17 protein-coding genes are annotated in these 22,291 nt (G+C 62.7%); 11 read left to right on the forward strand and 6 right to left on the reverse strand.

All coding sequences use genetic code 11. From position 1 onward, the window contains the following. Nucleotides 1-238 precede the first annotated feature (238 nt). From WBK23_RS16935 to WBK23_RS16950, 4 genes are all read right to left on the reverse strand, one after another. On the reverse strand, nt 239-1,183 hold the full coding sequence (locus tag WBK23_RS16935; protein ID WP_424485097.1) for a choline ABC transporter substrate-binding protein: 945 nt from the start codon (nt 1,181-1,183) through the stop codon (nt 239-241). Nucleotides 1,184-1,215: 32 nt separating this feature from the next. Then, nucleotides 1,216-2,097, reverse strand: a complete 882-nt coding sequence (locus WBK23_RS16940; protein WP_424485098.1) for an ABC transporter permease — start codon at nt 2,095-2,097, stop codon at nt 1,216-1,218. Then, entirely contained in the window at nt 2,090-3,295 is a 1,206-nt protein-coding gene (locus tag WBK23_RS16945) for a quaternary amine ABC transporter ATP-binding protein (RefSeq protein ID WP_424485099.1), read from the reverse strand. Before WBK23_RS16945 ends, WBK23_RS16940 begins: the two co-directional genes overlap by 8 nt. A 666-nt stretch (nt 3,296-3,961) precedes the next feature. Next, nucleotides 3,962-4,900: a choline ABC transporter substrate-binding protein gene (locus tag WBK23_RS16950; RefSeq protein ID WP_424485100.1), complete on the reverse strand. Its 939-nt coding sequence runs from the start codon at nt 4,898-4,900 to the stop codon at nt 3,962-3,964. 311 nt (nt 4,901-5,211) lie between these two features. Between WBK23_RS16950 and WBK23_RS16955 the strand changes: the two genes are divergently transcribed. Further along, on the forward strand, nt 5,212-6,591 hold the full coding sequence (locus WBK23_RS16955; RefSeq protein WP_424485101.1) for an L-serine ammonia-lyase: 1,380 nt from the start codon (nt 5,212-5,214) through the stop codon (nt 6,589-6,591). A 414-nt stretch (nt 6,592-7,005) separates the two neighbouring features. Beyond that, nucleotides 7,006-8,109, forward strand: coding sequence for a GlxA family transcriptional regulator (locus WBK23_RS16960; protein WP_424485102.1), 1,104 nt, complete (start codon nt 7,006-7,008; stop codon nt 8,107-8,109). Between the two features lie 349 nt (nt 8,110-8,458). Here WBK23_RS16960 and gbcB read toward each other — a convergent pair whose 3' ends face one another. Further along, nucleotides 8,459-9,562 carry a glycine-betaine demethylase subunit GbcB gene (gene gbcB, locus WBK23_RS16965; RefSeq protein ID WP_424485103.1) on the reverse strand — a complete coding sequence of 368 codons (1,104 nt, stop codon included), beginning with the start codon at nt 9,560-9,562 and terminating at the stop codon, nt 8,459-8,461. A 350-nt stretch (nt 9,563-9,912) separates the two neighbouring features. Here gbcB and gbcA point away from each other — a divergent pair, with 350 nt between their 5' ends. From gbcA to WBK23_RS17005, 8 genes are all read left to right on the forward strand, one after another. Beyond that, nucleotides 9,913-11,205 (forward strand): glycine-betaine demethylase subunit GbcA, encoded by a 1,293-nt coding sequence (gbcA, locus tag WBK23_RS16970; RefSeq protein ID WP_424485104.1) that lies wholly within the window; start codon nt 9,913-9,915, stop codon nt 11,203-11,205. A gap of 321 nt (nt 11,206-11,526) precedes the next feature. Next, on the forward strand, nt 11,527-12,504 hold the full coding sequence (locus tag WBK23_RS16975; RefSeq protein ID WP_424485105.1) for a dipeptidase: 978 nt from the start codon (nt 11,527-11,529) through the stop codon (nt 12,502-12,504). Between the two features lie 101 nt (nt 12,505-12,605). Beyond that, nucleotides 12,606-13,136 carry a DUF5943 domain-containing protein gene (locus WBK23_RS16980; RefSeq protein ID WP_424485106.1) on the forward strand — a complete coding sequence of 177 codons (531 nt, stop codon included), beginning with the start codon at nt 12,606-12,608 and terminating at the stop codon, nt 13,134-13,136. A gap of 15 nt (nt 13,137-13,151) precedes the next feature. Next, entirely contained in the window at nt 13,152-15,212 is a 2,061-nt protein-coding gene (gene dgcA / locus WBK23_RS16985) for a dimethylglycine demethylation protein DgcA (protein WP_424485107.1), read from the forward strand. A gap of 108 nt (nt 15,213-15,320) precedes the next feature. Next, nucleotides 15,321-17,300, forward strand: a complete 1,980-nt coding sequence (gene dgcB, locus WBK23_RS16990) for a dimethylglycine demethylation protein DgcB (protein ID WP_424485108.1) — start codon at nt 15,321-15,323, stop codon at nt 17,298-17,300. Further along, entirely contained in the window at nt 17,297-18,520 is a 1,224-nt protein-coding gene (locus tag WBK23_RS16995) for an electron transfer flavoprotein subunit alpha/FixB family protein (RefSeq protein WP_424485109.1), read from the forward strand. Before dgcB ends, WBK23_RS16995 begins: the two co-directional genes overlap by 4 nt. Continuing rightward, nucleotides 18,510-19,289, forward strand: coding sequence for an electron transfer flavoprotein subunit beta (locus WBK23_RS17000; protein ID WP_424485110.1), 780 nt, complete (start codon nt 18,510-18,512; stop codon nt 19,287-19,289). The genes WBK23_RS16995 and WBK23_RS17000 overlap by 11 nt, the downstream gene beginning before the upstream one ends. A gap of 25 nt (nt 19,290-19,314) precedes the next feature. Beyond that, complete coding sequence (locus WBK23_RS17005) at nt 19,315-19,560, forward strand: hypothetical protein (RefSeq protein ID WP_424485111.1); 246 nt, start codon at nt 19,315-19,317, stop codon at nt 19,558-19,560. A 25-nt stretch (nt 19,561-19,585) separates the two neighbouring features. Here WBK23_RS17005 and WBK23_RS17010 read toward each other — a convergent pair whose 3' ends face one another. Further along, a complete protein-coding gene (locus WBK23_RS17010) occupies nt 19,586-20,632 on the reverse strand; it encodes a low specificity L-threonine aldolase (protein WP_424485112.1) in 1,047 nt (348 codons plus the stop codon). A 287-nt stretch (nt 20,633-20,919) separates the two neighbouring features. Here WBK23_RS17010 and glyA point away from each other — a divergent pair, with 287 nt between their 5' ends. Then, nucleotides 20,920-22,173 carry a serine hydroxymethyltransferase gene (glyA, locus tag WBK23_RS17015; protein ID WP_424485113.1) on the forward strand — a complete coding sequence of 418 codons (1,254 nt, stop codon included), beginning with the start codon at nt 20,920-20,922 and terminating at the stop codon, nt 22,171-22,173. The last annotated feature ends 118 nt before the right edge of the window (nt 22,174-22,291 follow it).

Genomic DNA, 22,291 nt, shown 5'->3' on the forward strand with positions numbered 1-22,291 from the left:
TGAGAGTGGCAGTTCAGTAAGTTACTGGCGCGTTCTTCTTGCGGGCCTAGCTGGGTAAACAGGCGGGTGTCGCGTCTCGGTCATCCTGGCCGGTTGTGTGTAGCAGCCGGCACCGCGAGGTAAATCGCGGGTGCAGCAAACCAGGCGATGGCCGTATGACCTCGCAGGTGTGGTTGCTAAGTAGATGAGTCAGCTAAGCGTGCCGCCCGCAGGTCACTGGGGCGGCGCGGTGTTTGGCTTACATGCCGAGGTGTTTCTTCACTGCTGCAACACCGTCCTGGCCGTCGTAAGTGGTCACGCCGGCCAGCCACTGGTCGAGGATTGCCGGGTTGGCTTTGATCCAGTTCTTCGCCACTTCGGTCGGGTTCTCTTTCTCCAGAACCTTTTCCATCAGCTGGCTTTCGATTTCTACGGTGAACTGCAGGTTATCCAGCAGCTTGCCGACGTTGGCGCAGCGCTCCTGGTAATCCGGCGGTACCACGGTGTAGACCTTGGCGGCACCGAAGTCCGGGCCGAATACGTCATCGCCACCTTCCAGGTAGGTGATGTCGAACTGGGTGTTCATCGGGTGCGGGGCCCAGCCGAGGAATACCGCCGGCTCTTTCTTTTTCACCGCGCGCTGCAGTTGCACCAGCATGCCGGCTTCGCTGGACTCGACCATCTTGAATTCGCCGAGGTCGAACTGGTTGCCCTTGATCATCTTGTCGATCAGCAGGTTGCCATCGTTACCCGGCTCGATGCCGAAGATCTTGCCGTTCAGCTGGTCCTTGAACTTGGCGATGTCGGCAAAGCTTTTCAGCCCGGCTTCGGCGGCGTAGGTCGGTACGGCCAGGGTGTACTTGGCCCCTTCCAGGTTGGCCTTGGGTAGCACTTTGACGCCGTTGTTCTTGGTGAAGGGCTCGATCACCGCATCCATCGAGGGTGCCCAGTAACCGAGGAATACGTCGATCTGGCCGCTTTTCACCCCGGTAAAGGCGATGGGGACGGAGGCCATGATCTTGCGGGTCTGGTAGCCCAGTCCTTCGCTGAGGGTCATGGCCACGCCGGTGGTGGCGGCGATGTCGGCCCAGCCAATTTCGGCGAAGCGCACCATCTTGCAACTCTCAGGCTCCTGCGCCCAAGCGCTTTGCAGCATGGCCACGGAGAGCAGGCCGACACCTGCGAGCGTTTTTATCGTTTTCATCTGCGACTCCCTGTGTTGATCGAAGGTAAGACTTACTGACGTTGAAGTTTGCCGCCGAACCAGGCGAACAGACTGCGGCGTTTGCTGGTCTGCGGAGTACCGAAACTCTCGGTGATGCGGTCGAGGATGATCGCCAGCAACACCACGGCCATGCCGCTTTCGAAGCCTAGGCCGATGTCCAGGCGCTGGATGCTCGCCAGTACGTCGTTGCCCAAGCCGCCGGCACCGACCATCGAGGCGATGATCACCATCGACAGGGCCATCATGATGGTCTGGTTGACCCCGGCCATGATCGACGGCATGGCGTTCGGCAGTTGCACCTTGAGCAGCAGCTGGCGTGGGGTGCAGCCGAAGGATTGACCGGCTTCGATGATTTCCTTGTTGACCTGGCGGATGCCCAGGTTGGTCAGGCGCACCGCCGGCGGCATGGCGAAGATCACCGTGGCGATGATCCCCGGCACGCGGCCGAGGCCGAACAGCATGGCCGCGGGAATCAGGTAAACGAACGCCGGCATGGTCTGCATAAAGTCGAGAATCGGCCGGATGATGGTCGCCACCCGCTCGCTGCGCGCCGCCCAGATGCCCAGGGGAATGCCCAGCAACAGGCTGATCAGGGTGGCGGAGAAGGTCAGGCCGAGGGTTACCACCGTCTGTTCCCAGAAACCGGTGAGCACGATCAGGACGAAGGAGATGGCGGTGAAGATGGCGAACTTGTAGCTGATGCGCCACAGCCCGAGGGCGACGAAGATGGCGATCAGCAGCCAGGCCGGTGGCAGCATCAGCAGCCACTCGATGCCTTCTGAGAAGCCGTTGACCACCGCGCCGACGCTGTCGAAGCCATCGCTGTAGTTGTCCAGCAGGTGCTGCACCACGTCGTTGACCCAGCTGCCCAGGTCGAGTTTTTTCTCACTCATGGAACTCTCCCTGCAGGCGGGTCAGCAGGCGACCTTTGCTGATGGCACCGCTGTAGCGGCCATTGCTGTCGACCACCGGGATCGGCCCTTCGTTGTCCACCAGGCGTTCAATCACCTGGTCCAGCGGCAGGTTTTCGGGGATCGGCTGGATTGACTTGAGCACCTGCTGATCGAGGCCGCAGGTGCCGCCGCCTTCGACCAGCAGGGCGATCCGCTCCAGGCTGATGGAGCCCTGGAAGCTGTGCTGCTCGTCGACGATAAAGGCGTAGTGCTTGTCCAGCGCCTGCAACTCCTGGCAGACCTTCTGCGCATCCGGCGCTTTGCCGTTGTGCACGTAGATCGGCACGCTGTCGGCCATCAGCTGGCCGGCGGTGAGGTAGCGGTTGGTGTCGACGGTGTTGAAGAAGTTGCGCACGTAATCGTTGGCGGGGTTGTCGATCAGCTCCTGTGGAGTGCCGACCTGCACCAGTTTGCCGCCTTCCATGATGCCGATGCGGGTGCCGATGCGCATGGCCTCTTCGATGTCGTGGGAAACGAAGATGATGGTGCGCCGGTCGGTCTTCTGCAGCTCCAGCAGCACGTCCTGCATCTCGCGGCGCTTGAGCGGGTCGAGGGCGGAAAACGCCTCGTCCATGATGATCATTGACGGGTCGACTGCCAGGGCGCGGGCCAGGCCGACGCGTTGCTGCATGCCGCCGGACAGTTCATGCGGCATCTTGTGCGCAAAGGTGTCCAGGCCGACCTGCTTGAGTACCTGCATGGCGCGCTCTTCGCGCACCTTCTTGCTCTTGCCGGCCACTTCCAGGCCAAAGGCGGCGTTGTCCAGCACGCTGCGCGAAGGCATTAGGGCGAAGGACTGGAAGACCATGCTCATGTCGCGGCGGCGCAGGTCGATCAGTTCTGCCTTGGGCATCTTGGCGACGTTCTGGCCGTCGATGTAGACGTTGCCGCCGCTGGGTTCAACCAGGCGGTTGATCAGGCGGATCAGGGTGGATTTGCCGGAGCCGGAGAGGCCCATCAGCACGAAAATTTCACCTTCCTCGACGCTGAACGACACGCCGCTGACGCCGATAACCGCGCCTTTCTCCGCAAGAATCCGTTCCTTGCTCCAGCCCTGCTTGAGCAGGTCGATGGCTTCTTGTGGATCTGCGCCGAACACCTTGTAGAGGTCTTCGACGACGATTTTTCCAGACTGCATGGGATGATTCCCCTTCAGTAGACATCCAGATCAGTGCTGCGCAAACGCGCCTACGCCCGCTGGCGTACGTACGGTGGTGCCGACTGTTCTTGCCTGTATGGGTTTACTGGGTTCCGGGGTCGGGACTGTGCCTTGCCGCGCAACACATTCAGGCTGCTCAGGCACAACCGCTGCAACGCTCCAGTTGCCTTGTGGGCAATGGACGCTCTAGGGGCGTGCTGTCGAGTCAACCTTGCTGTGCCGTGTTGCAAACCGCGTTCCAAACCCTCTGGCAGTGTTACGAAGTCCCATCCTTGGGTTTTACACACCTCGACCCGAGGCGCGCGTACATCCGAAATTTCTTGTTGGGCTGGCACCCATCGCGTGGTGAGCCAGCGCTTATCTATTCTTCGGTCCGGGGCTGTGGGCTCCCGGTCTCTCACCGCCTTGGGCGGCGAGAGCGACGAAATCGGCTGACTCAACGATATAGTCTTCGGCCTGGCGCAATTGTCGGTTTGCGACTCTGACGTGTTGCGCGGCGACATAGCGTTTGACTAAAAAAACCATAACAGACTTTTCCGCCCCTTGGCCAAGGCTGAAAGCCGCGCCGGCCGTGGTTTGCAGCCGCTGACTCGGCCACAGGAGCGATGACCAGCGGGCTGTGGCGATATCGAAAAAAACTCAGAATCAGTCATTCGCCGCCAGGCTCGCGGCAGCCTTTGCCGGCAGTCCGTCGCGTTGGGTGACCCCTTGCAGCCAGCTGGCCAATGCCTGCGGATTGGCCTTCAGCCAGGCTTTGGCCTCGCGCCGCGGGTTGGTGTTCTTATTGAGGATCGCGCCCATCAGGTAGCTTTCCATCTCCAGGCTGAAACGCAGGTTCTGCAGCAGCTGGGTGACGTTCGGGCACTGCTCGGTCAGGCCGGCGCGCACGTTGGTGTACACCGTTGCGCCGCCGTAGTTGGGGCCGAAGAATTCATCGCCACCGTCCAGGTAATGCATCTGCAGCTGGTTGTTCATCGGGTGTGGCGCCCAGCCGAGAAATACCGCCCACTGCTTGAGGTGTTCGGCGCGTTTGACCTGGGCCAGCATGCCGTTCTCGCTGGACTCCACCAGGCTGAAACCGGCCAGGCCGAAGGCGTTCTTGTCGATCATCGACTGGATCAGTTTGTTGCCGTCGTTGCCCGGTTCGATACCGTACACCTTGCCGCCCAGTTCTTTGCTGAAGCGCGCAAGATCGGCGAAGTTCTTCACGCCGCCGTCATAGGCGGCCTGATTCACCGCCAGGGTGTATTTGGCACCTTCGAGGTTGGCACCGAGGGTCTTTACCGAGCCGTTGGCGGCGTAGGGTTTGATGTCGTTTTCCATGCTCGGCATCCAGTTGCCGAGGAACACGTCGATCTTGCCGTCCTGCATGGCCTTGTAGGTGTCCGGCACGGACAGGCGCTTGACCTGGGTGCGGTAACCCAGCTCGCTGAGCACCTGGCGCGTGACGGCGGTGGTCACGGTGATATCGGTCCAGCCGACATCGGCGAAGCGAATCAGTCCGCACTGCGCCGGCTCTGCAGCCTGGGCCAGCAACGGTGTGCTCAGGGCGGCGGCTAGCAGCCAGCCTCTATTTAGTTTCATCAAGCCTCTCCCGATTACGGTGACAAGGCGCACCTGTGTAGGCACGTCGGCCACGGGGCGAGCAGCGGCTGGCCGGTCCATGGGCGCGGCGATCATGCCGACAGATTTCCTCCGCTGCCTATGCGTGAAGTCGCAACTAGAACGTTGCTGTCGTGAATTGCTGCCGCGGCGCTGGAAACTGCGCGCTGTCGCACAACTCGCGTTCGCCTGCGGCGCTGGCGGATTTAGGCATGGGCGGGTCGGTGTGGGGCGACGGCGGCGTGGGGAAATCCTGATCATGCCTGCATGTAGCAATCGTGCAGGAGAGTGTTGTGGCTATCAGCGTGTTTGACCTGTTCAAGATCGGCATAGGCCCGTCCAGTTCGCATACCGTCGGGCCGATGCGTGCGGCGGCGTTGTTTAGCGGCGCGTTGGCCGAGCGGCGTTTGCTGGAGCGCACGGCGCGGTTGCAGGTGCGGCTGTACGGTTCGCTGTCGGCCACCGGTGTCGGCCACGGTAGCGACCGCGCGGTGATCATGGGGCTGATGGGCGAGTGGCCTGATCAGGTCGACCCCAGCAGCATCGAACCACGTATCGCTGAATTATTGGCCAGCGGCCAGTTGCAGCTTGGCGGGCGCGTCAGCATCGCCTTCGACTGGCAGCGCGACATGCTGCTGCTGGATGAAAACCTGCCCTATCACCCCAACGCCATGACCCTCAGCGCCTTTGCCGTTGATGGCAGTCTGCTGCACGAAAACACCTATTACTCGGTGGGCGGCGGCTTCGTGGTGGATGCCGAGCAGGCTGCCAGCGGCCAGCTGGATCAGGACCACACCGTATTACCCTACGACTTCAACAGCGCCGAGCAGCTGTTGCAGCTGTGCAAGGAGCACGGCCTGCGCGTCTCCGAACTGATGATGGCGAATGAGAAGGCCTGGCGCAGCGAGGCGGAAATTCGCAGCGGCCTGATGCGCCTGTGGCAGGCCATGCGCGAGTGCGTCGAGCAGGGCTTGCAGCACGAGGGAATTTTGCCCGGCGGGCTGAATGTGAAGCGCCGCGCCGCCAAGCTGCACCGCAGCCTGCAGGAAATGAGCAAGCCCAATGTCATCGGTTCGACTCTGAGCGGCATGGAGTGGGTCAACCTGTTCGCCCTGGCGGTCAACGAGGAAAACGCCGCCGGCGGGCGCATGGTGACCGCGCCGACCAATGGCGCGGCGGGGATCATCCCGGCGGTGCTGCATTACTTTGTGCGCTTCAGCCCGGCGGTCAGCGAAGCCAATGTCGTCGACTACCTGCTGGCAGCGGCGGCCATTGGCATTCTGTGCAAGAAGAACGCGTCCATTTCCGGTGCCGAGGTCGGCTGTCAGGGTGAGGTCGGTTCGGCCTGCGCCATGGCGGCGGCGGGGCTGGCGGAGATTCTCGGCGCGACGCCCGAGCAGGTGGAGAACGCCGCGGAAATCGGCCTGGAACATAACCTCGGCCTGACCTGTGACCCGGTTGGCGGTCTGGTGCAGGTGCCGTGCATCGAGCGCAACGCGATTGCCGCAGTGAAAGCGATCAACGCCGCGCAGATGGCCTTGCGGGGGGACGGCCAGCACTTTATCTCGCTGGACCGGGTGATCCGCACGATGCGCGACACCGGCGCGGATATGCATGACAAGTACAAGGAAACCTCGCGCGGCGGGTTGGCGGTCAGCGCCGTCGAGTGTTGAGGCGCACGCTCAGGCAACTGTGCACGATTGTGGTGCGCAGCTGTTCGGCTCTGTGGAAAAGGGCAGCGCAACGCTGCTGAATAGGGCCTGACCGTTGGTCCGTTACCGCGGCGTTTTTACCCTGCGTAGCGGGGTGACAACGCACTTGCCCTGCAGTGCTACCGAAATGCTCAAGCGCCCGCCGATCGGGCGTTTGCGGTCGTAATCAGAATACTTCTGTCGCTCCTGCCAACGCTTAGCGCCACTAGTGCTGGGCTAGTCCACGTATTTTTAATTGAACAGCCAATCAATTTAGGCACGGCCTTTGCGTTGTACTGGCTGTCGATCTGGCGTTGTGCAGTCCCAGAACCATAAGAAGAGCCACCCTACAGAGGGGCTCACCACCGTGCTTTGCTTCGCGTGAGGGTTTACCTGATGTCACAGTTCACTCAAGGGGCACAACCCCAGAGCCGTGCGCCGCAGTCCATCGGCTTTCTCCTGCTCGACAACTTCACCCTGATTTCCCTGGCATCTGCCGTTGAGCCGCTGCGCATGGCCAACCAGCTGTCGGGCAAGGAGTTGTACCGCTGGCACACCCTCAGCCAGAGCGGCCTGCCGGTATGCGCCAGCGATGGCCTGCAGATCACCCCGGACGCCAGCCTGGTGACTGCGCCGCGCCTGGATGCGGTGGTGGTCTGCGGCGGTGTGGACATTCAGCACAGCGTCACCCGTGAGCATGTGCAGTGGCTGCAAAGCCAGGCGCGCCATGGTGCGCAACTGGGCGCGGTGTGCACCGGCAGCTGGGCGCTGGCCAAGGCAGGGCTGCTCGATGGCTTCGATTGCAGCGTGCACTGGGAATGCCTGGCCTCGATGCAGGAAGCCTTCCCCCGCGCGGGCGTCAGCACCCGCCTGTTCTCGATTGACCGCAACCGCCACACCAGCTCCGGCGGTACTGCGCCGATGGACATGATGCTGCACGTGATCGGCCGCGAGCATGGCCGCGAGCTGGCGGCGGCGATTTCCGAGATGTTTATCTACGAGCGCATCCGTAACGAGCAGGATCACCAGCGCGTGCCGCTCAAGCATATGCTCGGCACCAACCAGCCGAAGCTGCAGGAAATCGTTGCGCTGATGGAAGCCAACCTGGAAGAGCCGATCGACCTCGATCAGCTGGCGCTGTATGTCGATGTGTCGCGGCGTCAGCTGGAGCGCCTGTTCCAGAAGTACCTGCACTGCTCGCCGTCGCGCTACTACCTCAAGCTGCGGCTGATTCGCGCGCGCCAGCTGCTCAAGCAGACCAGCATGTCGATTATCGAAGTGGCCTCGGTCTGCGGTTTCGTCTCCACGCCGCACTTCTCCAAGTGCTACCGCGAATACTTCGGCATCCCGCCGCGTGACGAGCGCGCCGGCCAGCAGGGCGGCAATGTAGTGGCGTTGCTGCCGATGCCGGAAGACCTGATGCGGCCATCGCCATCCTCGGCCATGGCGGCGCTGACCCGCGCTCAGGGGGAGTCGACCTTTGCCAGTGTCCGGCTCTAAGAACCTGCTTACGATCTGCTGCGCGTCGGCCATCCAGCGTTAAAAACAGCCTCGGAATGCTCATTTACAGCCAGTAAACTCCGCTTCCTCGGCGTTTTGACCAGCCGGAGGCTGTTACTACGTAGCGCCTTGTCTGGCTCTAGCTCGCGAGATCGTAAACAAGTTCTAAGTCGCGCTGAATAACCTGTAGGAGCGGGCTTGCCCGCGATAGCGTGCGCAGGGTTGGTGGATGGATAAAGCGTCATCCACCCTACAAAAGCCAGCATGTGCCGCTTAAACAAAAACGCCGCACCGGCCTTGAAGGCGAGTGCGGCGTTTTGTTGTGTGCGCTGTGGTCGATACGCGGTTCTTAGTACTCGATCGCCACATCCCCCTGCGGCACGCTGCAGCACGACAGGATATAGCCCTCGGCCACGTCTTCGTCGGTGATCCCACCGTTGTGTTCCATGCTCACTTCGCCGGCCGTCTTCATCACCTTGCAGGTGCCGCAGATGCCCATGCCGCAGGCTTTGGGGATATGCAGGCCGAGCTTGGCGGCCGCCGCGTGCACGGTTTCGCCTGGGTCGACGCGGATGCTCTTGCCAGTGCTGGTGAACGCCACCTGGTGCTGCTCGGCGGCGGGTACGGCCGGGGCATCGGCGGCTTCGGCAGCGAGCTCCTTGACCTCGGCGCGCACTTCCGGCGGCGTCGCGCCGAAGGACTCTTCGTGGTAGCGGCTCATGTCGTAGTGGTTGGCTTCGAGCAGGCGCTTGACCGCATTCATATAGGGCGTCGGGCCGCAGCAGAAGATTTCCCGCTCCAGGTAATCCGGGGCAATCAGCTCCAGCATCTTCTGGTTGAGGTAGCCGCGATAACCGGCCCAGGCCTCGCCCAGGCCGTGTTTTTCACAGATCACATGCAGGCTGAAGTTGTTGATCCGCGCGGCCATATGTTCCAGCTCGCGGTGGTAGATGATGTCCTTCGGTGAGCGCGCGCTGTGCACGAAAACCATGTCGATATTCGCATTGGTGTCGTAGAACCAGCGCGCCATCGACATCACCGGGGTAATGCCGACGCCGCCGCTGAGGTAGAGCACCTTGTCGGCGGGAAAGTCGATGGCGTTGAACAGCCCGACCGGGCCATGCACTGGCAGCTCGTCGCCTTCATTGAGGTTGTCATGCAGCCAGTTGGAGACCTTGCCGCCCGGCACGCGCTTGATGGTGATGGAGAAGCTGTAGGGCACCGAAGGCGAGCTGGAAATGGTGTAGGAGCGCATCACTGGCTGGCCGTCGATCTCCAGCTCCAGGGTGACGAACTGCCCCGGCTTGAAGAAGTACAGCACCGGCTGATCGGCCATAAAGCAGAAGGTGCGCACGTCCCAGGTCTCCTGGATGACGTTGACGCAGCGCACCATATGCCGACCGTTGCTCCAGGTCTGGGTGGTAACCGGGTTGAGGAAGTCGTTCGTCGTCATGGACGTCTCTCCGCGCGGCCGGACATCGGCCTTGTATGGGGCGATTGTGCGTACTGGCCGGCGCGCTCATTTATCTGCCAGCGACATTTACATGCTTATCGCGACCTGCCGCGCAGGCCTTGGTTTGCCGCGTCGGAAACGGATGTGAGCATGTCGCCCATAGACAAGGTTTCGCCCCCGCTCAGCGCCACACTCGCAGCCAGCCGAAGCAAAAGGTCACGAGCGAATTCCTCTTTCATCCAGACGCCATCGGCAGGCGCAGAACGGGGCAATGACGCCACCTTGCGTGTTACCGATTAGTCACTTTATTGCGGCAACTCGCCGAGCGAGTCGCCATTGAGGAGTTACCGATGGACGTCACTTCCACCCTGAGCCTGGGCGATCCGCTGGAACCCGCACGCAAGGCCACCGCCGAGATGCTGCAAACCCGCGAGCGCACCTTCTCGCTGCCGCAGCCGTTCTATAACGACGAGCGCCTGTTCAAGATCGATATGCAGGAGATCTTCCACAAGGAATGGCTGATCGCCGGCATGACCTGCGAGATCCCGACCAAGGGCAACTACCTCACCCTGCAGATTGGCGACAACCCGATCATGGTGATCCGCGGTGCCGATGGCGTGGTGCATGCCTTCCACAACGTCTGCCGCCACCGCGGCTCGCGGCTGTGCACCAGCGACAAGGGCAAGGTGGCCAAACTGGTCTGCCACTACCACCAGTGGACCTACGAACTGGACGGTCGCCTGCTGTTTGCCGGCACCGAAATGGGTGCTGATTTCGACCTCAAGGACTACAGCCTCAAGCCGGTCAACTGCAAGGTGGCGGGCGGCTACATCTTTATCTCCCTGGCGGAGAACCCGCCGGCGATCGACGACTTCCTCAGCACCCTGGCTCACTACATGGAGCCCTACGACATGGAAAACACCAAGGTGGCGGTGCAAACCACCTTGATGGAGAAAGCCAACTGGAAGCTGGTGATCGAGAACAACCGCGAGTGCTACCACTGCAACGGTTCGCACCCGGAGCTGCTAAATACCCTGCTGGAGTGGGATGACGTCACCGACCCGCGTGCCACCCAGGCGTTCAAGGACCAAGTGAACGAATGCACTACCCGCTGGGACCGCGACAAGATTCCCTACGCCCACGCCAGCTTCGGCCTGCGTAACCGTATCGTGCGCATGCCGCTGCTCAAGGGCACCGTGTCGATGACCATGGACGGCAAACCGGGCTGCAACAAGCTGATGGGCCGCATCACCGACCCGGACCTGGGCTCGATGCGCATCCTCCATCTGCCGCATTCGTGGAACCACTGCATGGGCGATCACCTGATCGTCTTCACCGTCTGGCCGATCAGCGCCCAGGAAACCATGGTCACCACCAAATGGCTGGTGCACAAGGATGCGGTGGAAGGCGTCGACTACGACGTGGCGCGCCTGCGCCAGGTGTGGGACGCCACCAACGACCAGGACCGTCGTCTGGCCGAAGAGAACCAGCGCGGCATCAACTCCACCGCCTACCAGCCCGGCCCGTACTCGAAGACCTATGAGTTCGGCGTGGTCAACTTTATCGACTGGTACAGCGAGCGCGTGCTCAACAACCTCGGCGCGGCGCCTGCGCCTTACTTGCGCCAGGTCGGCGCGGAGTAAGGCTTATGTCCCTTGGTCTGTGGTTGCTGCTCGGCCTGACCCTTTACGGTCTGCTGGCTGCCCGCCGCAGGCAAACCCCCGCTGCAACACACTGAGACCCTCCTCAAGGGTCACCTTGGCCTCTGCCGGACACTCCGTGCAGGGGCTTTTTTTATTGGGCCGGCCACGGCCTGCCGGCGCATATCTGCCTGCGACCCGGCTTTGACGCTTTCGGCAATACCCCGGTCGTTTTTGCACCGGGTCGCCTCAGCCCCCAGGGATATGCTCAGTCCAAAGCGCCAACAACGGGTTTGGCGACACAGCTAAAAAGGGGACTGCCTGATGAGCCCAGCCGAATTGCACGCCGACAGCATCGTTATTGACGGGCTGATCATCGCCAAGTGGAACCGCGAACTGTTCGAGGACATGCGCAAGGGTGGCCTGACGGCAGCCAACTGCACCGTGTCGGTGTGGGAAGGCTTTCAGGCCACGGTCAATAACATAGTTGCCAGTCAGCAGCTGATCCGCGACAACAGTGACCTGGTGATGCCGGTGCGCACCACCGCCGACATCCGTAAGGCTAAAGAGCAGGGCAAGACCGGCATCCTCTTCGGCTTCCAGAACGCCCATGCGTTCGAGGACCAATTGGGTTACGTGGAAGTGTTTAAGCAGCTCGGCGTGGGCATCGTGCAGCTGTGCTACAACACCCAGAACCTGGTCGGCACCGGCTGCTACGAGCGCGACGGCGGACTGTCCGGCTTCGGCCGCGAGATCGTTGCCGAGATGAACCGCGTCGGCATTATGTGCGACCTCTCTCATGTGGGTTCGAAGACTTCCGAAGAAGTGATCCTCGAATCGAAAAAGCCGGTCTGCTACTCCCACTGCCTGCCGTCCGGACTGAAAGAGCATCCGCGCAACAAGTCTGACGAAGAGCTGAAATTTATCGCCGACCACGGCGGCTTTGTCGGCGTGACCATGTTCGCGCCGTTCCTGGCCAAGGGCATCGACTCGACTATCGACGACTACGCCGAAGCCATCGAGTACGTGATGAATCTCGTTGGCGAAGACGCCATCGGCATAGGCACCGACTTCACCCAGGGCCACGGTCAGGACTTCTTCGAGTATCTGACCCACGACAAGGGCTACGCCCGCCGCCTGACCAGCTTCGGCAAGATCATCAACCCGCTGGGCATCCGCACTGTGGGTGAATTCCCCAACCTCACCGAAACCCTGCTCAAGCGCGGCCACTCCGAGCGCGTGGTGCGCAAGATCATGGGCGAGAACTGGGTAAACGTCCTCAGGGATGTTTGGGGCGAGTGATCAATACCTACGCAAAGCGCGCCAAACACCTTCGTAGGATGGGTTGAGTGCAGCGATACCCATCAAGCAACAGCACAACCGAATTCTGGAGCACTGAACATATGGCCACCCACGCACCCGAAATGCCGATTCAGGTCGACGACGAAACCGGCGTCTGGACCACCGACGCCTTGCCGATGCTCTATGTGCCGCGGCATTTCTTCGTCAACAACCATATCGGTATCGAGGAAGTATTGGGCGCTGATGCCTATGCCGAGATTCTCTACAAGGCCGGCTACAAATCCGCCTGGCACTGGTGCGAGAAGGAGGCTGAGTGCCATGGCCTGTCTGGCGTGGCGGTGTTCGAGCACTATATGAAGCGCCTGTCGCAGCGCGGCTGGGGACTGTTCGAGATCGAAGCCATTGATCTGGCTGCTGGCACCGCGTCGGTGAAGCTCAAACACTCGGCCTTTGTCTACGTCTACGGCAAGTGCGGGCGCAAGGTCGACTACATGTTCACCGGCTGGTTTGCCGGGGCCATGGACCAGATTCTCCAGGCTCAGGGCAGCACCTTGCGCACCGTGGCCGAGCAGGTCTATGGCGGCTCCGAAGCAGGCCACGACGATGGCCTGTTCACTGTCAAACCTCTGTAAGGCGGAGCACCGACCATGGCTTTCGAGGCAATGTTCCAGCCGATTCAGATCGGCAAGCTGACCATCCGCAACCGCGTGCTCAGCACCGCGCACGCCGAGGTGTACGCCACCGACGGCGGCATGACCACCGAGCGCTATATCAAGTATTACGAAGAGAAGGCCAAGGGCGGTATCGGCCTGGCGATCTGCGGCGGTTCCTCGGTGGTGGCCATCGACAGCCCGCAGCAGTGGTGGAGCTCGGTCAATCTGGCCACCGACCGGATCATCCCGCACTTCCAGAACCTGGCCGACGCCATGCACAAGCATGGCGCGAAGATCATGATCCAGATTACCCATATGGGCCGCCGCTCGCGCTGGGACGGTTTCCACTGGCCGACCCTGATGTCGCCGTCGGGCATCCGCGAGCCGGTACACCGCGCCACCTGCAAGACCATCGAGGTCGAGGAAATCTGGCGGGTGATCGGCAACTACGCCAGCGCCGCGCGCCGCGCCAAAGAAGGCGGCCTGGACGGCGTCGAGCTGTCCGCCGTGCATCAACATATGATCGACCAGTTCTGGTCGCCACGCGTCAACAAGCGCACCGACGAGTGGGGCGGCACCTTCGAGGGCCGGATGAAGTTCGGCCTGGAAGTGCTGAAGGCCGTGCGTGCCGAGGTGGGCCCGGACTTCTGCGTGGGCATGCGTATCTGCGGTGACGAGTTCCACCCGGACGGCCTGTCCCATGAGGACATGAAACAGATCGCCGCCTATTACGACGCCACCGGCATGCTCGACTTTCTCGGTGTGGTGGGCTCGGGTTGCGACACCCACAACACCCTGGCCAACGTCATCCCGAATATGAGCTACCCGCCGGAGCCGTTCCTGCATTTGGCCGCCGGGATCAAGGAAGTGGTCAAGGTGCCGGTGCTGCACGCACAGAACATCAAGGACCCGAACCAGGCCACGCGCATCCTCGAAGGCGGCTATGTCGACATGGTCGGCATGACCCGCGCGCACATCGCCGACCCGCACCTGATCGCCAAGATCAAGATGGGCCAGGTTGACCAGATCAAGCAGTGCGTCGGTGCCAACTACTGCATCGACCGCCAGTACCAGGGCCTGGACGTACTCTGTATCCAGAACGCCGCCACCAGCCGCGAATATATGGGCGTGCCGCATATCATCGAAAAAACCAGCGGGCCGAAGCGCAAGGTGGTGATCGTTGGTGGTGGCCCGGCTGGGATGGAAGCCGCGCGGGTTGCCGCCGAACGTGGCCACGACGTGACCCTGTTCGAGAAGAAAGACAGCCTCGGCGGGCAGATCAGCCTGGCCGCCAAGGCTCCGCAGCGTGACCAGATGGCCGGCATCACCCGCTGGTTCCAGCTGGAACTGGCGCGCCTGGCTATCGACCTGCGCCTGGGCACTGGCGCGGATGAGGCCAGCATCATGGACCTGCGCCCGGATATCGTGGTGCTGGCCAACGGCGGCCATCCGTTCCTCGAGCAGAACGAGCACTGGGGCGCGGCCGAAGGCCTGGTGGTGAGCAGTTGGGACATCCTCGACGGCACGGTCGCCCCAGGCAGCAACGTGCTGGTTTACGACACCATTTGCGAATTTACCGGCATGTCGGTGGCCGACTTTATCGCCGAGAAGGGCGCGAAGGTGGAGATCGTCACCGACGACATCAAGCCGGGCGTGGCCATTGGCGGCACCAGCTTCCCGACCTATTACCGCAGCCTGTACCCCAAGGAAGTGATCATGACCGGCGACCTGATGCTGGAAAAGGTCTACCGCGAAGGCGACAAGCTGGTGGCGGTGCTGGAGAACGAATACACCGGCGCGAAAGAGGAACGGGTGGTCGACCAGGTGGTGGTGGAGAACGGCGTGCGCCCGGACGAAAGCCTCTACTACGCACTCAAGGACGGCTCGCGCAACAAGGGCCAGATTGACGTCGAAGCGCTGTTCGCGATCCAGCCGCAGCCTTGTTTAGCTGAAAAGGGTGACGGCTATCTGCTGTTCCGTATCGGCGACTGCGTAGCCCAGCGCAACACCCACGCGGCGATCTACGACGCGCTGCGGTTGTGCAAAGACTTCTGACCTAAACGCTGAACCGGTGTGGGAGGGGCTTTAGCCGCGACAAGGTTAAAAGCATCGCGGCTAAAGCCCCTCCCACCAGCCCCACCTTCGGGATTGAGGATGTCCTCGATGTTAAACACCCTACTCCCCATCCTGCTCTTCACCGCCCTGGCCCTTGCGGTACTTGGCGCGGCGAAGCGCTTTTTGATGTGGCGGCGCGGCCGCCCCAGCCAGGTCGACTGGCTGGGCGGGCTGCTGGCCATGCCGCGGCGCTATATGGTCGATCTGCACCATGTGGTGGCTCGCGACAAATATATTGCCAACACGCACGTGGCTACGGCTGGCGGCTTTGTCCTGGCGGCCGTGCTGGCGATCCTGGTGCACGGCTTCGGCCTGCATAACCGCATTCTTGGCTTCGCCCTGCTGGCGGCCTGCGTGCTGATGTTTGTCGGCGCGCTATTTGTCGCCAAGCGTCGCCTCGATCCGCCGTCGCGGTTGTCGAAAGGCCCGTGGATGCGCCTGCCGAAAAGCCTGCTGATGTTTGCCGTCAGCTTCTTTATCGTCACGCTGCCTGTTGCTGGGATTCTGCCGGCTGACTTCGGTGGCTGGGTGCTGGCGCTGTTGCTGACGGTTGGCGTGGCCTGGGGCGTGTCCGAGCTGTTCTTCGGTATGACCTGGGGTGGGCCGATGAAGCACGCCTTCGCCGGTGCCCTGCACCTGGCCTGGCACCGTCGTAGCGACCGCTTCGCTGGCGGTCGCTCGACCGGCCTCAAAGCCTTGAATCTGGATGACCCGAAAGCCCCGCTGGGCGTGGAGAAACCCACAGATTTCACCTGGAACCAGCTGCTTGGCTTCGATGCCTGCGTGCAGTGCGGCAAGTGCGAGGCGGCTTGTCCGGCCTTCGCCGCCGGCCAGCCGCTAAACCCGAAGAAGCTGATTCAGGACATGGTGGTCGGCCTGGCGGGCGGCACCGATGCCAAATTCGCCGGCTCGCCGTACCTATCCCTTGACGGCAAGGGTAAGCCGCTGGGTGAACATAGCGGCGGCCCGCACCTGCCTATCGTCAACCTCAACGGCAAAGCCCTGGTCGATGCCGAAACGCTGTGGTCGTGCACCACCTGCCGCGCCTGCGTCGAGGAATGCCCGATGATGATTGAGCACGTCGATGCCATCGTCGATATGCGCCGCCATCTAACCCTGGAAAAAGGCGCGACGCCGAACAAGGGCGCCGAGGTGCTGGACAACCTGATCGCCACCGACAACCCCGGCGGCTTTGCCCCCGGCGGCAGGCTGAACTGGGCGGCGGACCTCAACCTGCCGCTGCTCAGCGATAAACAGCAGGTCGATGTGCTGTTCTGGGTCGGCGATGGCGCCTTCGATATGCGCAATCAGCGCACCCTGCGCGCCTTTGTCAAAGTGCTGAAAGCCGCCAAGGTCGACTTCGCCGTGCTCGGCCTGGAGGAGCGCGACAGTGGCGACGTGGCCCGCCGCCTGGGCGATGAAGCAACCTTCCAGCTGCTGGCCAAGCGCAATATCGCCACCCTGGCCAGGTACCAGTTCAAGCGCATCGTCACCTGCGACCCGCACAGCTTCCACGTGCTGAAAAACGAATACGGCGAGCTGGGTGGCCGCTACCAAGTGCTGCACCACAGCACTTATATGGATGAACTGATCACCGGTCAGAAACTCAACCTGGGCCAACACAAGGGCGGCTCGGTCACCTATCACGACCCGTGCTACCTGGGTCGTTACAACGGCGAGTACGAAGCGCCGCGCGCAGTGCTCAAGGCCATCGGCATCGACGTAAAAGAGATGCAGCGTTCCGGCTTCCGCTCCCGCTGCTGCGGCGGTGGCGGCGGTGCGCCGATCACCGATATCCCCGGTAAGCAGCGTATCCCCGATATGCGCATGCTCGATATCAAGGAGACCGCCGCTGAGCTGGTCGCCGTGGGCTGCCCGCAATGCACGGCGATGCTCGAAGGCGTGGTCGGCCCGCGCCCGGAGGTCAAGGATATTGCCGAACTGGTGGCCGATGTACTGATCGAGGGCGAGGTCGAGGCCAAGAAACCCGTACCGGCCCCCCGTGAGCTAGCCGAGGTAAGCCCATGAGCGACCTGATCCGCCGTGATCCACGGGCCGAATGGATCGCCCGTAACCGCCTGCACCCGCTGCATGCCGCCGCGCAACCGGCCGTGGCCAGCTGGCTTAGCGTCGCCGGGGTGCTGCGCAAGAACCCGCATGCAGTCGGTTTTATCGGCCCCAATGGCCTTAAACGCATCGACCGCTCCGGCACTCAGCAGGGCGGCAGCCAGAAGCGCAGCACAGCCAGTGCCGTGGTGCAGTTGCCGCTGCGGATAATCGAGCAACCAGCGTTTTATATCGCCGTGGTGCCGGATATGGTCGGTGGCCGCCTGAGCGCCCACGACAAGGACCTGCTCGGCTTGGCGCACAAACTCGCTGGTAGCGATGGCGCGGTGGTGGCGGTGATCTTTGGTGAACACAAGGAAAGCGCCTTCGACTGCAACGGCGTTGACCGCCTGTTGCAGTTCGCCGATGACGCTTTCGACGGCTACGCCCCGGAAGCGCGGGTGCTGGCCCTCGGCGCAGTAGAAAGGCAACTGACACCGCGTCACTGGTTGTTGCCCGACAGCCGCAGCGGTGGCGGAGAGCTGGGCCGGCGTCTGGCCGCCAAGCTCGGCGAACGCCCGGCGACGCGGGTCTGGCAGGTGGCGGATGGTATGGCCAGTGGGCGTGCGGGTGCCGGTCGGGAAGACCTGGTGCAACAAGCTCCACGCCTGATCCTGGCAGCGGTGGAATGCGCCGAGCCGGTCAGCGAAACCCGTCATGAAGTGCGCCCGCTGGCGCTCAGCGAAGCGCTGGTTAGCCACTTGCCACGTATTCAGGATTTGGGCGCGGTGGCGGTCGACCCCGCGCAGATCCCCATGGCCGAGGCCGAATTTATTCTGTCTGGTGGCAACGGCGTGAAGGACTGGGCGCTATTCCATCAGGCCGCCGCTGCGCTGGGGGCAACCGAAGGCGCTTCGCGGGTGGCGGTGGACGATGGCTTTATGGGCCGTGAGCGTCAGGTCGGCGCGTCCGGCATCTGGGTCACCGCGCGGGTCTATGTGGCCGTGGGTATTAGCGGGGCGATCCAGCATCTGCAAGGCATCGGTGCCTGCGACAAGGTGGTGGCGATCAACCTCGACCCGACTTGCGACATGATCAAGCGTGCCGACCTCTCGGTGATCGGTGAATCCGCTGCGATTCTGCAGGCGCTGATCGAACGGGTCGCCGCCCATCGGCAGGGAGGTGCACGCGATGCAGCCTAATAATTTGAACGTCATCACCTTGGTTTCTATCGGTGCCCACCCCACCTCTGGCCGCGCCCGTCGCGCCGAGCAGGATGCCCGCGCGGTGGAGCTGGGTCTGCGCCTGGCCGGCGAACGCCTACAGGTGCTGCACGCCGGCGATCCGCAGCAGGAAGCGCTGCGGGCTTATCTGGGCATGGGCCTTAAGCAGATCAAGATTCTTGAACAGCCGGCGCACAGCGATGCGCTGCCAGTACTGGCCGACTACCTGGCCGACTCCAGCGCGCAGCTGGTGCTGACCGGTAGTCAGGCGGAAACCGGCGAAGGCTCCGGCATGCTGCCTTATCTGCTGGCGGAACAGCTCGGCTGGCCGCTGGTGGTCGGGCTGGCGGCGGTGGAGCAGGTCAGCAATGGCGTGGCTCAGGTGCTGCAAGCCCTGCCGCGCGGCCAGCGCCGGCGCTTGCAGGTGCGTTTGCCGTTTGTCGCCAGTGTCGATAACGCCGCGCCCATCGCGCGGCAGAGCGCCTTCGGCCCGGCCCGTCGGGGCCTGTTGACGGCCGAAGAGGTTGAGCTTGTCGACGACCCGCTGTTTGCTAGCGCCCAGCTACAACCGGCCAAACCCCGACCCAAACGCCTTAAGGTGATCAAGGCCAAGACCGGCGCCGAACGGATGAAGGCCGCCACGGCTAAAGCGTCCGGCGGCGGAGGGCAGGTGCTTAAGGATGTATCGCCACAGGCCGGTGCCGAGGCTATCTTCAAGCTGTTATTGGAAGAAGGCGTGCTGCGCTAGCGCGTCACCACAGGAGGAGCTGACCATGATGCACGCCGACCTGATCGATCAGGAGGATCTACGCGAACGCCTGGTGGCGCTGGGCCTGTCGATTCCGTCCGGGGTGACGGCCGAGCAGGCCTGCGAGCTGGCCGTCAGCGGTCTGAGCCAGGAGCGCGCGCTGGCGTTGCGGCGGCTGGTGGAGGAGCTGCTCGGTGGCAGCGCGAGTTTGCTGCCGAACGTGCGCGAGGCCATCTCGCGCACATTACTTCCCGCATTGGTGCCGCGCTAAAGCGCTGCTGCATTAAGCGCAGGCTCTAGTTCGTTGCTGTCATCGCCTGGCGAATATCCCCCGCCAGCTGGCGCACCCGCGCTTCGTCGGTGTCCCAGGAGCACATAAAGCGTGCGCCGCCGGCTCCGATAAAGGTGTAGAAACGCCAGCCCCGGCCGCGCAGGGTTTCCAGCGCCGGCTCCGACATCTGCAAAAACACACCGTTGGCCTGCACCGGGAACATCAGGCTGACCCCCGGAATATCGTCGACCAGCTCGGCCAGCAGGCGCGCGCAGTGGTTGGCGTGCTGGGCGTATTTCAGCCAGGCATCGTTTTGCAGAATGCCGACCCAGGGCGCGGACAGGTAGCGCATCTTCGAGGCCAGCTGGCCAGCCTGCTTGCAGCGGTAGTCGAAGTCTTCCGCCAGCTCCTTGTTGAAGAACAGGATCGCCTCACCCACGGCCATGCCGTTCTTGGTGCCGCCAAAACACAGCACATCCACGCCGGCCTTCCAGGTCAGTTCGGCCGGACTGCAGCCGAGAAAGGCGCAGGCGTTGGAGAAGCGCGCGCCGTCCATATGCAGGTGCAGGCCCAGTTCACGGCACACCGCGCTGATCGCCCGCACTTCATCGGGGCTGTAGACGGTGCCGACTTCCGTGGCCTGAGTCAGGGTGACCACGCGTGGCTTGGGGTAGTGAATGTCCTGACGCTTGAGGGCGATCTCGCGGATCGCCTCTGGGGTCAGCTTGCCGTTCTCGGTCTTGGCCAGCAGCAATTTGGAGCCGTTGGAGAAAAACTCCGGCGCGCCGCACTCGTCGGTTTCGACGTGGGCGGTCTCCGAGCAGATCACGCTGTGGTAGCTCTGGCACAACGACGCCAGGGCCAGGGAGTTGGCCGCCGTGCCGTTGAAGGCGAAAAACACTTCGCAGTCGGTTTCAAACAGGCGGCGGAAGTGGTCGGCAGCGCGCGCTGTCCACTCGTCATCGCCGTAGGCACGCTGGTGGCCCTGGTTGGCTTCGGCCATGGCGGCCCAGGCTTCCGGGCAGATGCCGGAGTAGTTGTCGCTGGCGAATTGTTGCGAGAGATCGGGCATGGGGGCGTTCCTTGTCTACGGACGTCGTTCTAGACGATGCCTTAACTGTATCTGCGGTCACATCCGCGTGCAGGCGCAATGGCGACATCCTCTGCCATGCAGGCGAAGCCACAACGCGCTGTCGTCTACCGGCCTGCGCAATTGCGACGCGCGCATGTCGCAAACGCAATCCCCCGTGGCGTGCCTAGGCATCTGACCGATCAGGGCCAGTCATACCATCGGCTCACAAGGGCTCAGCCCGCTTCCGACACAGATGCGCCATATCAAGACGGCGCAGGAGATCAGCGATGTTCAGCAAGAACGACCAGATTCAAGGCTACGACGACGAATTGCTCAGCGCGATCAACGCCGAGGAAAGCCGTCAGGAGCACCATATCGAGCTGATCGCTTCGGAAAACTACACCAGCCAGCGGGTCATGGAAGCCCAGGGCAGCGGCCTGACCAACAAGTACGCCGAAGGCTATCCGGGCAAGCGTTATTACGGCGGTTGCGAGCATGTCGACGTGGTCGAGCAGTTGGCCATCGATCGTGCCAAGGCGCTGTTCGGTGCCGATTACGCCAACGTCCAGCCGCACTCCGGCTCGTCGGCCAACAGTGCGGTGTACCTGGCGCTGATCAATGCCGGCGATACCATTCTCGGCATGAGCCTGGCCCACGGCGGTCACCTGACCCACGGGGCCAAGGTGTCGTCCTCGGGCAAGCTGTACAACGCCGTGCAATACGGCATCGACACCACCACCGGGTTGATCGATTACGACGAAGTCGAGCGCCTGGCCGTCGAGTGTCAGCCGAAGATGATTGTCGCCGGCTTCTCCGCCTACTCGAAGACTCTGGATTTCCCACGTTTCCGCGCCATCGCCGACAAGGTGGGCGCGCTGCTGTTTGTCGATATGGCCCACGTCGCCGGCCTGGTCGCCGCCGGTCTGTACCCCAACCCGATTCCCTTCGCCGACGTGGTCACCACCACCACCCACAAGACCCTGCGTGGTCCGCGTGGTGGCTTGATCCTGGCTCGCGCCAATGCCGAGATCGAGAAGAAACTCAATTCGGCAGTATTCCCCGGTGCCCAGGGCGGCCCGTTGATGCATGTGATCGCGGCCAAAGCGGTGTGCTTCAAGGAAGCCATGGAACCGGGCTTCAAAACCTACCAGCAGCAGGTGATCAACAACGCCCAGGCCATGGCCAAGGTGTTTATCGAGCGCGGCTACGACGTGGTCTCCGGCGGCACCGACAACCACCTGTTCCTGGTCAGCCTGATCCGTCAGGGCCTGACCGGCAAAGACGCCGATGCGGCCCTGGGGCGCGCCGGGATCACGGTCAACAAGAACGCCGTGCCGAATGACCCGCAGTCGCCGTTCGTTACCTCGGGCCTGCGTATCGGTACCCCGGCCATCACCACCCGAGGCCTTAAGGAAGCGCAGAGCATCGAGCTGGCCGGGTGGATCTGCAACATCCTCGACCACCTGGGCGATGCCGATGTCGAGGCGCAGGTGGCGACTCTGGCGGCAGGGCTATGCGCTGATTACCCGGTCTACCGCTGATGAATATCTGCGCGGGCGAATTGCTGCGTTGCCCGGTGCTCGCAAGCTGCGCCTACCTACAGGTATGTCTTGCTTGCTGCGCTCCGGCCGCCTTGCACTTCATCCCGCTCGATGATTC

The sequence above is a fragment of the Pseudomonas sp. genome (genome assembly GCF_049653025.1).
Taxonomy (GTDB): Bacteria; Pseudomonadota; Gammaproteobacteria; order Pseudomonadales; family Pseudomonadaceae; genus Aquipseudomonas.

Excerpts from the sequence above, each read along its gene's own strand:
- WBK23_RS16935 (WP_424485097.1), bottom strand. The coding sequence starts at position 1,183 with ATGAAAACGATAAAAACGCTCGCAGGTGTCGGCCTGCTCTCCGTGGCC.
- WBK23_RS16940 (WP_424485098.1), bottom strand. The coding sequence starts at position 2,097 with ATGAGTGAGAAAAAACTCGACCTGGGCAGCTGGGTCAACGACGTGGTG.
- WBK23_RS16945 (WP_424485099.1), bottom strand. The coding sequence starts at position 3,295 with ATGCAGTCTGGAAAAATCGTCGTCGAAGACCTCTACAAGGTGTTCGGC.
- WBK23_RS16950 (WP_424485100.1), bottom strand. The coding sequence starts at position 4,900 with ATGAAACTAAATAGAGGCTGGCTGCTAGCCGCCGCCCTGAGCACACCG.
- WBK23_RS16960 (WP_424485102.1), top strand. The coding sequence starts at position 7,006 with ATGTCACAGTTCACTCAAGGGGCACAACCCCAGAGCCGTGCGCCGCAG.
- gbcB (WP_424485103.1), bottom strand. The coding sequence starts at position 9,562 with ATGACGACGAACGACTTCCTCAACCCGGTTACCACCCAGACCTGGAGC.
- gbcA (WP_424485104.1), top strand. The coding sequence starts at position 9,913 with ATGGACGTCACTTCCACCCTGAGCCTGGGCGATCCGCTGGAACCCGCA.
- WBK23_RS16975 (WP_424485105.1), top strand. The coding sequence starts at position 11,527 with ATGAGCCCAGCCGAATTGCACGCCGACAGCATCGTTATTGACGGGCTG.
- WBK23_RS16980 (WP_424485106.1), top strand. The coding sequence starts at position 12,606 with ATGGCCACCCACGCACCCGAAATGCCGATTCAGGTCGACGACGAAACC.
- dgcA (WP_424485107.1), top strand. The coding sequence starts at position 13,152 with ATGGCTTTCGAGGCAATGTTCCAGCCGATTCAGATCGGCAAGCTGACC.
- dgcB (WP_424485108.1), top strand. The coding sequence starts at position 15,321 with ATGTTAAACACCCTACTCCCCATCCTGCTCTTCACCGCCCTGGCCCTT.
- WBK23_RS16995 (WP_424485109.1), top strand. The coding sequence starts at position 17,297 with ATGAGCGACCTGATCCGCCGTGATCCACGGGCCGAATGGATCGCCCGT.
- WBK23_RS17000 (WP_424485110.1), top strand. The coding sequence starts at position 18,510 with ATGCAGCCTAATAATTTGAACGTCATCACCTTGGTTTCTATCGGTGCC.
- WBK23_RS17005 (WP_424485111.1), top strand. The coding sequence starts at position 19,315 with ATGATGCACGCCGACCTGATCGATCAGGAGGATCTACGCGAACGCCTG.
- WBK23_RS17010 (WP_424485112.1), bottom strand. The coding sequence starts at position 20,632 with ATGCCCGATCTCTCGCAACAATTCGCCAGCGACAACTACTCCGGCATC.
- glyA (WP_424485113.1), top strand. The coding sequence starts at position 20,920 with ATGTTCAGCAAGAACGACCAGATTCAAGGCTACGACGACGAATTGCTC.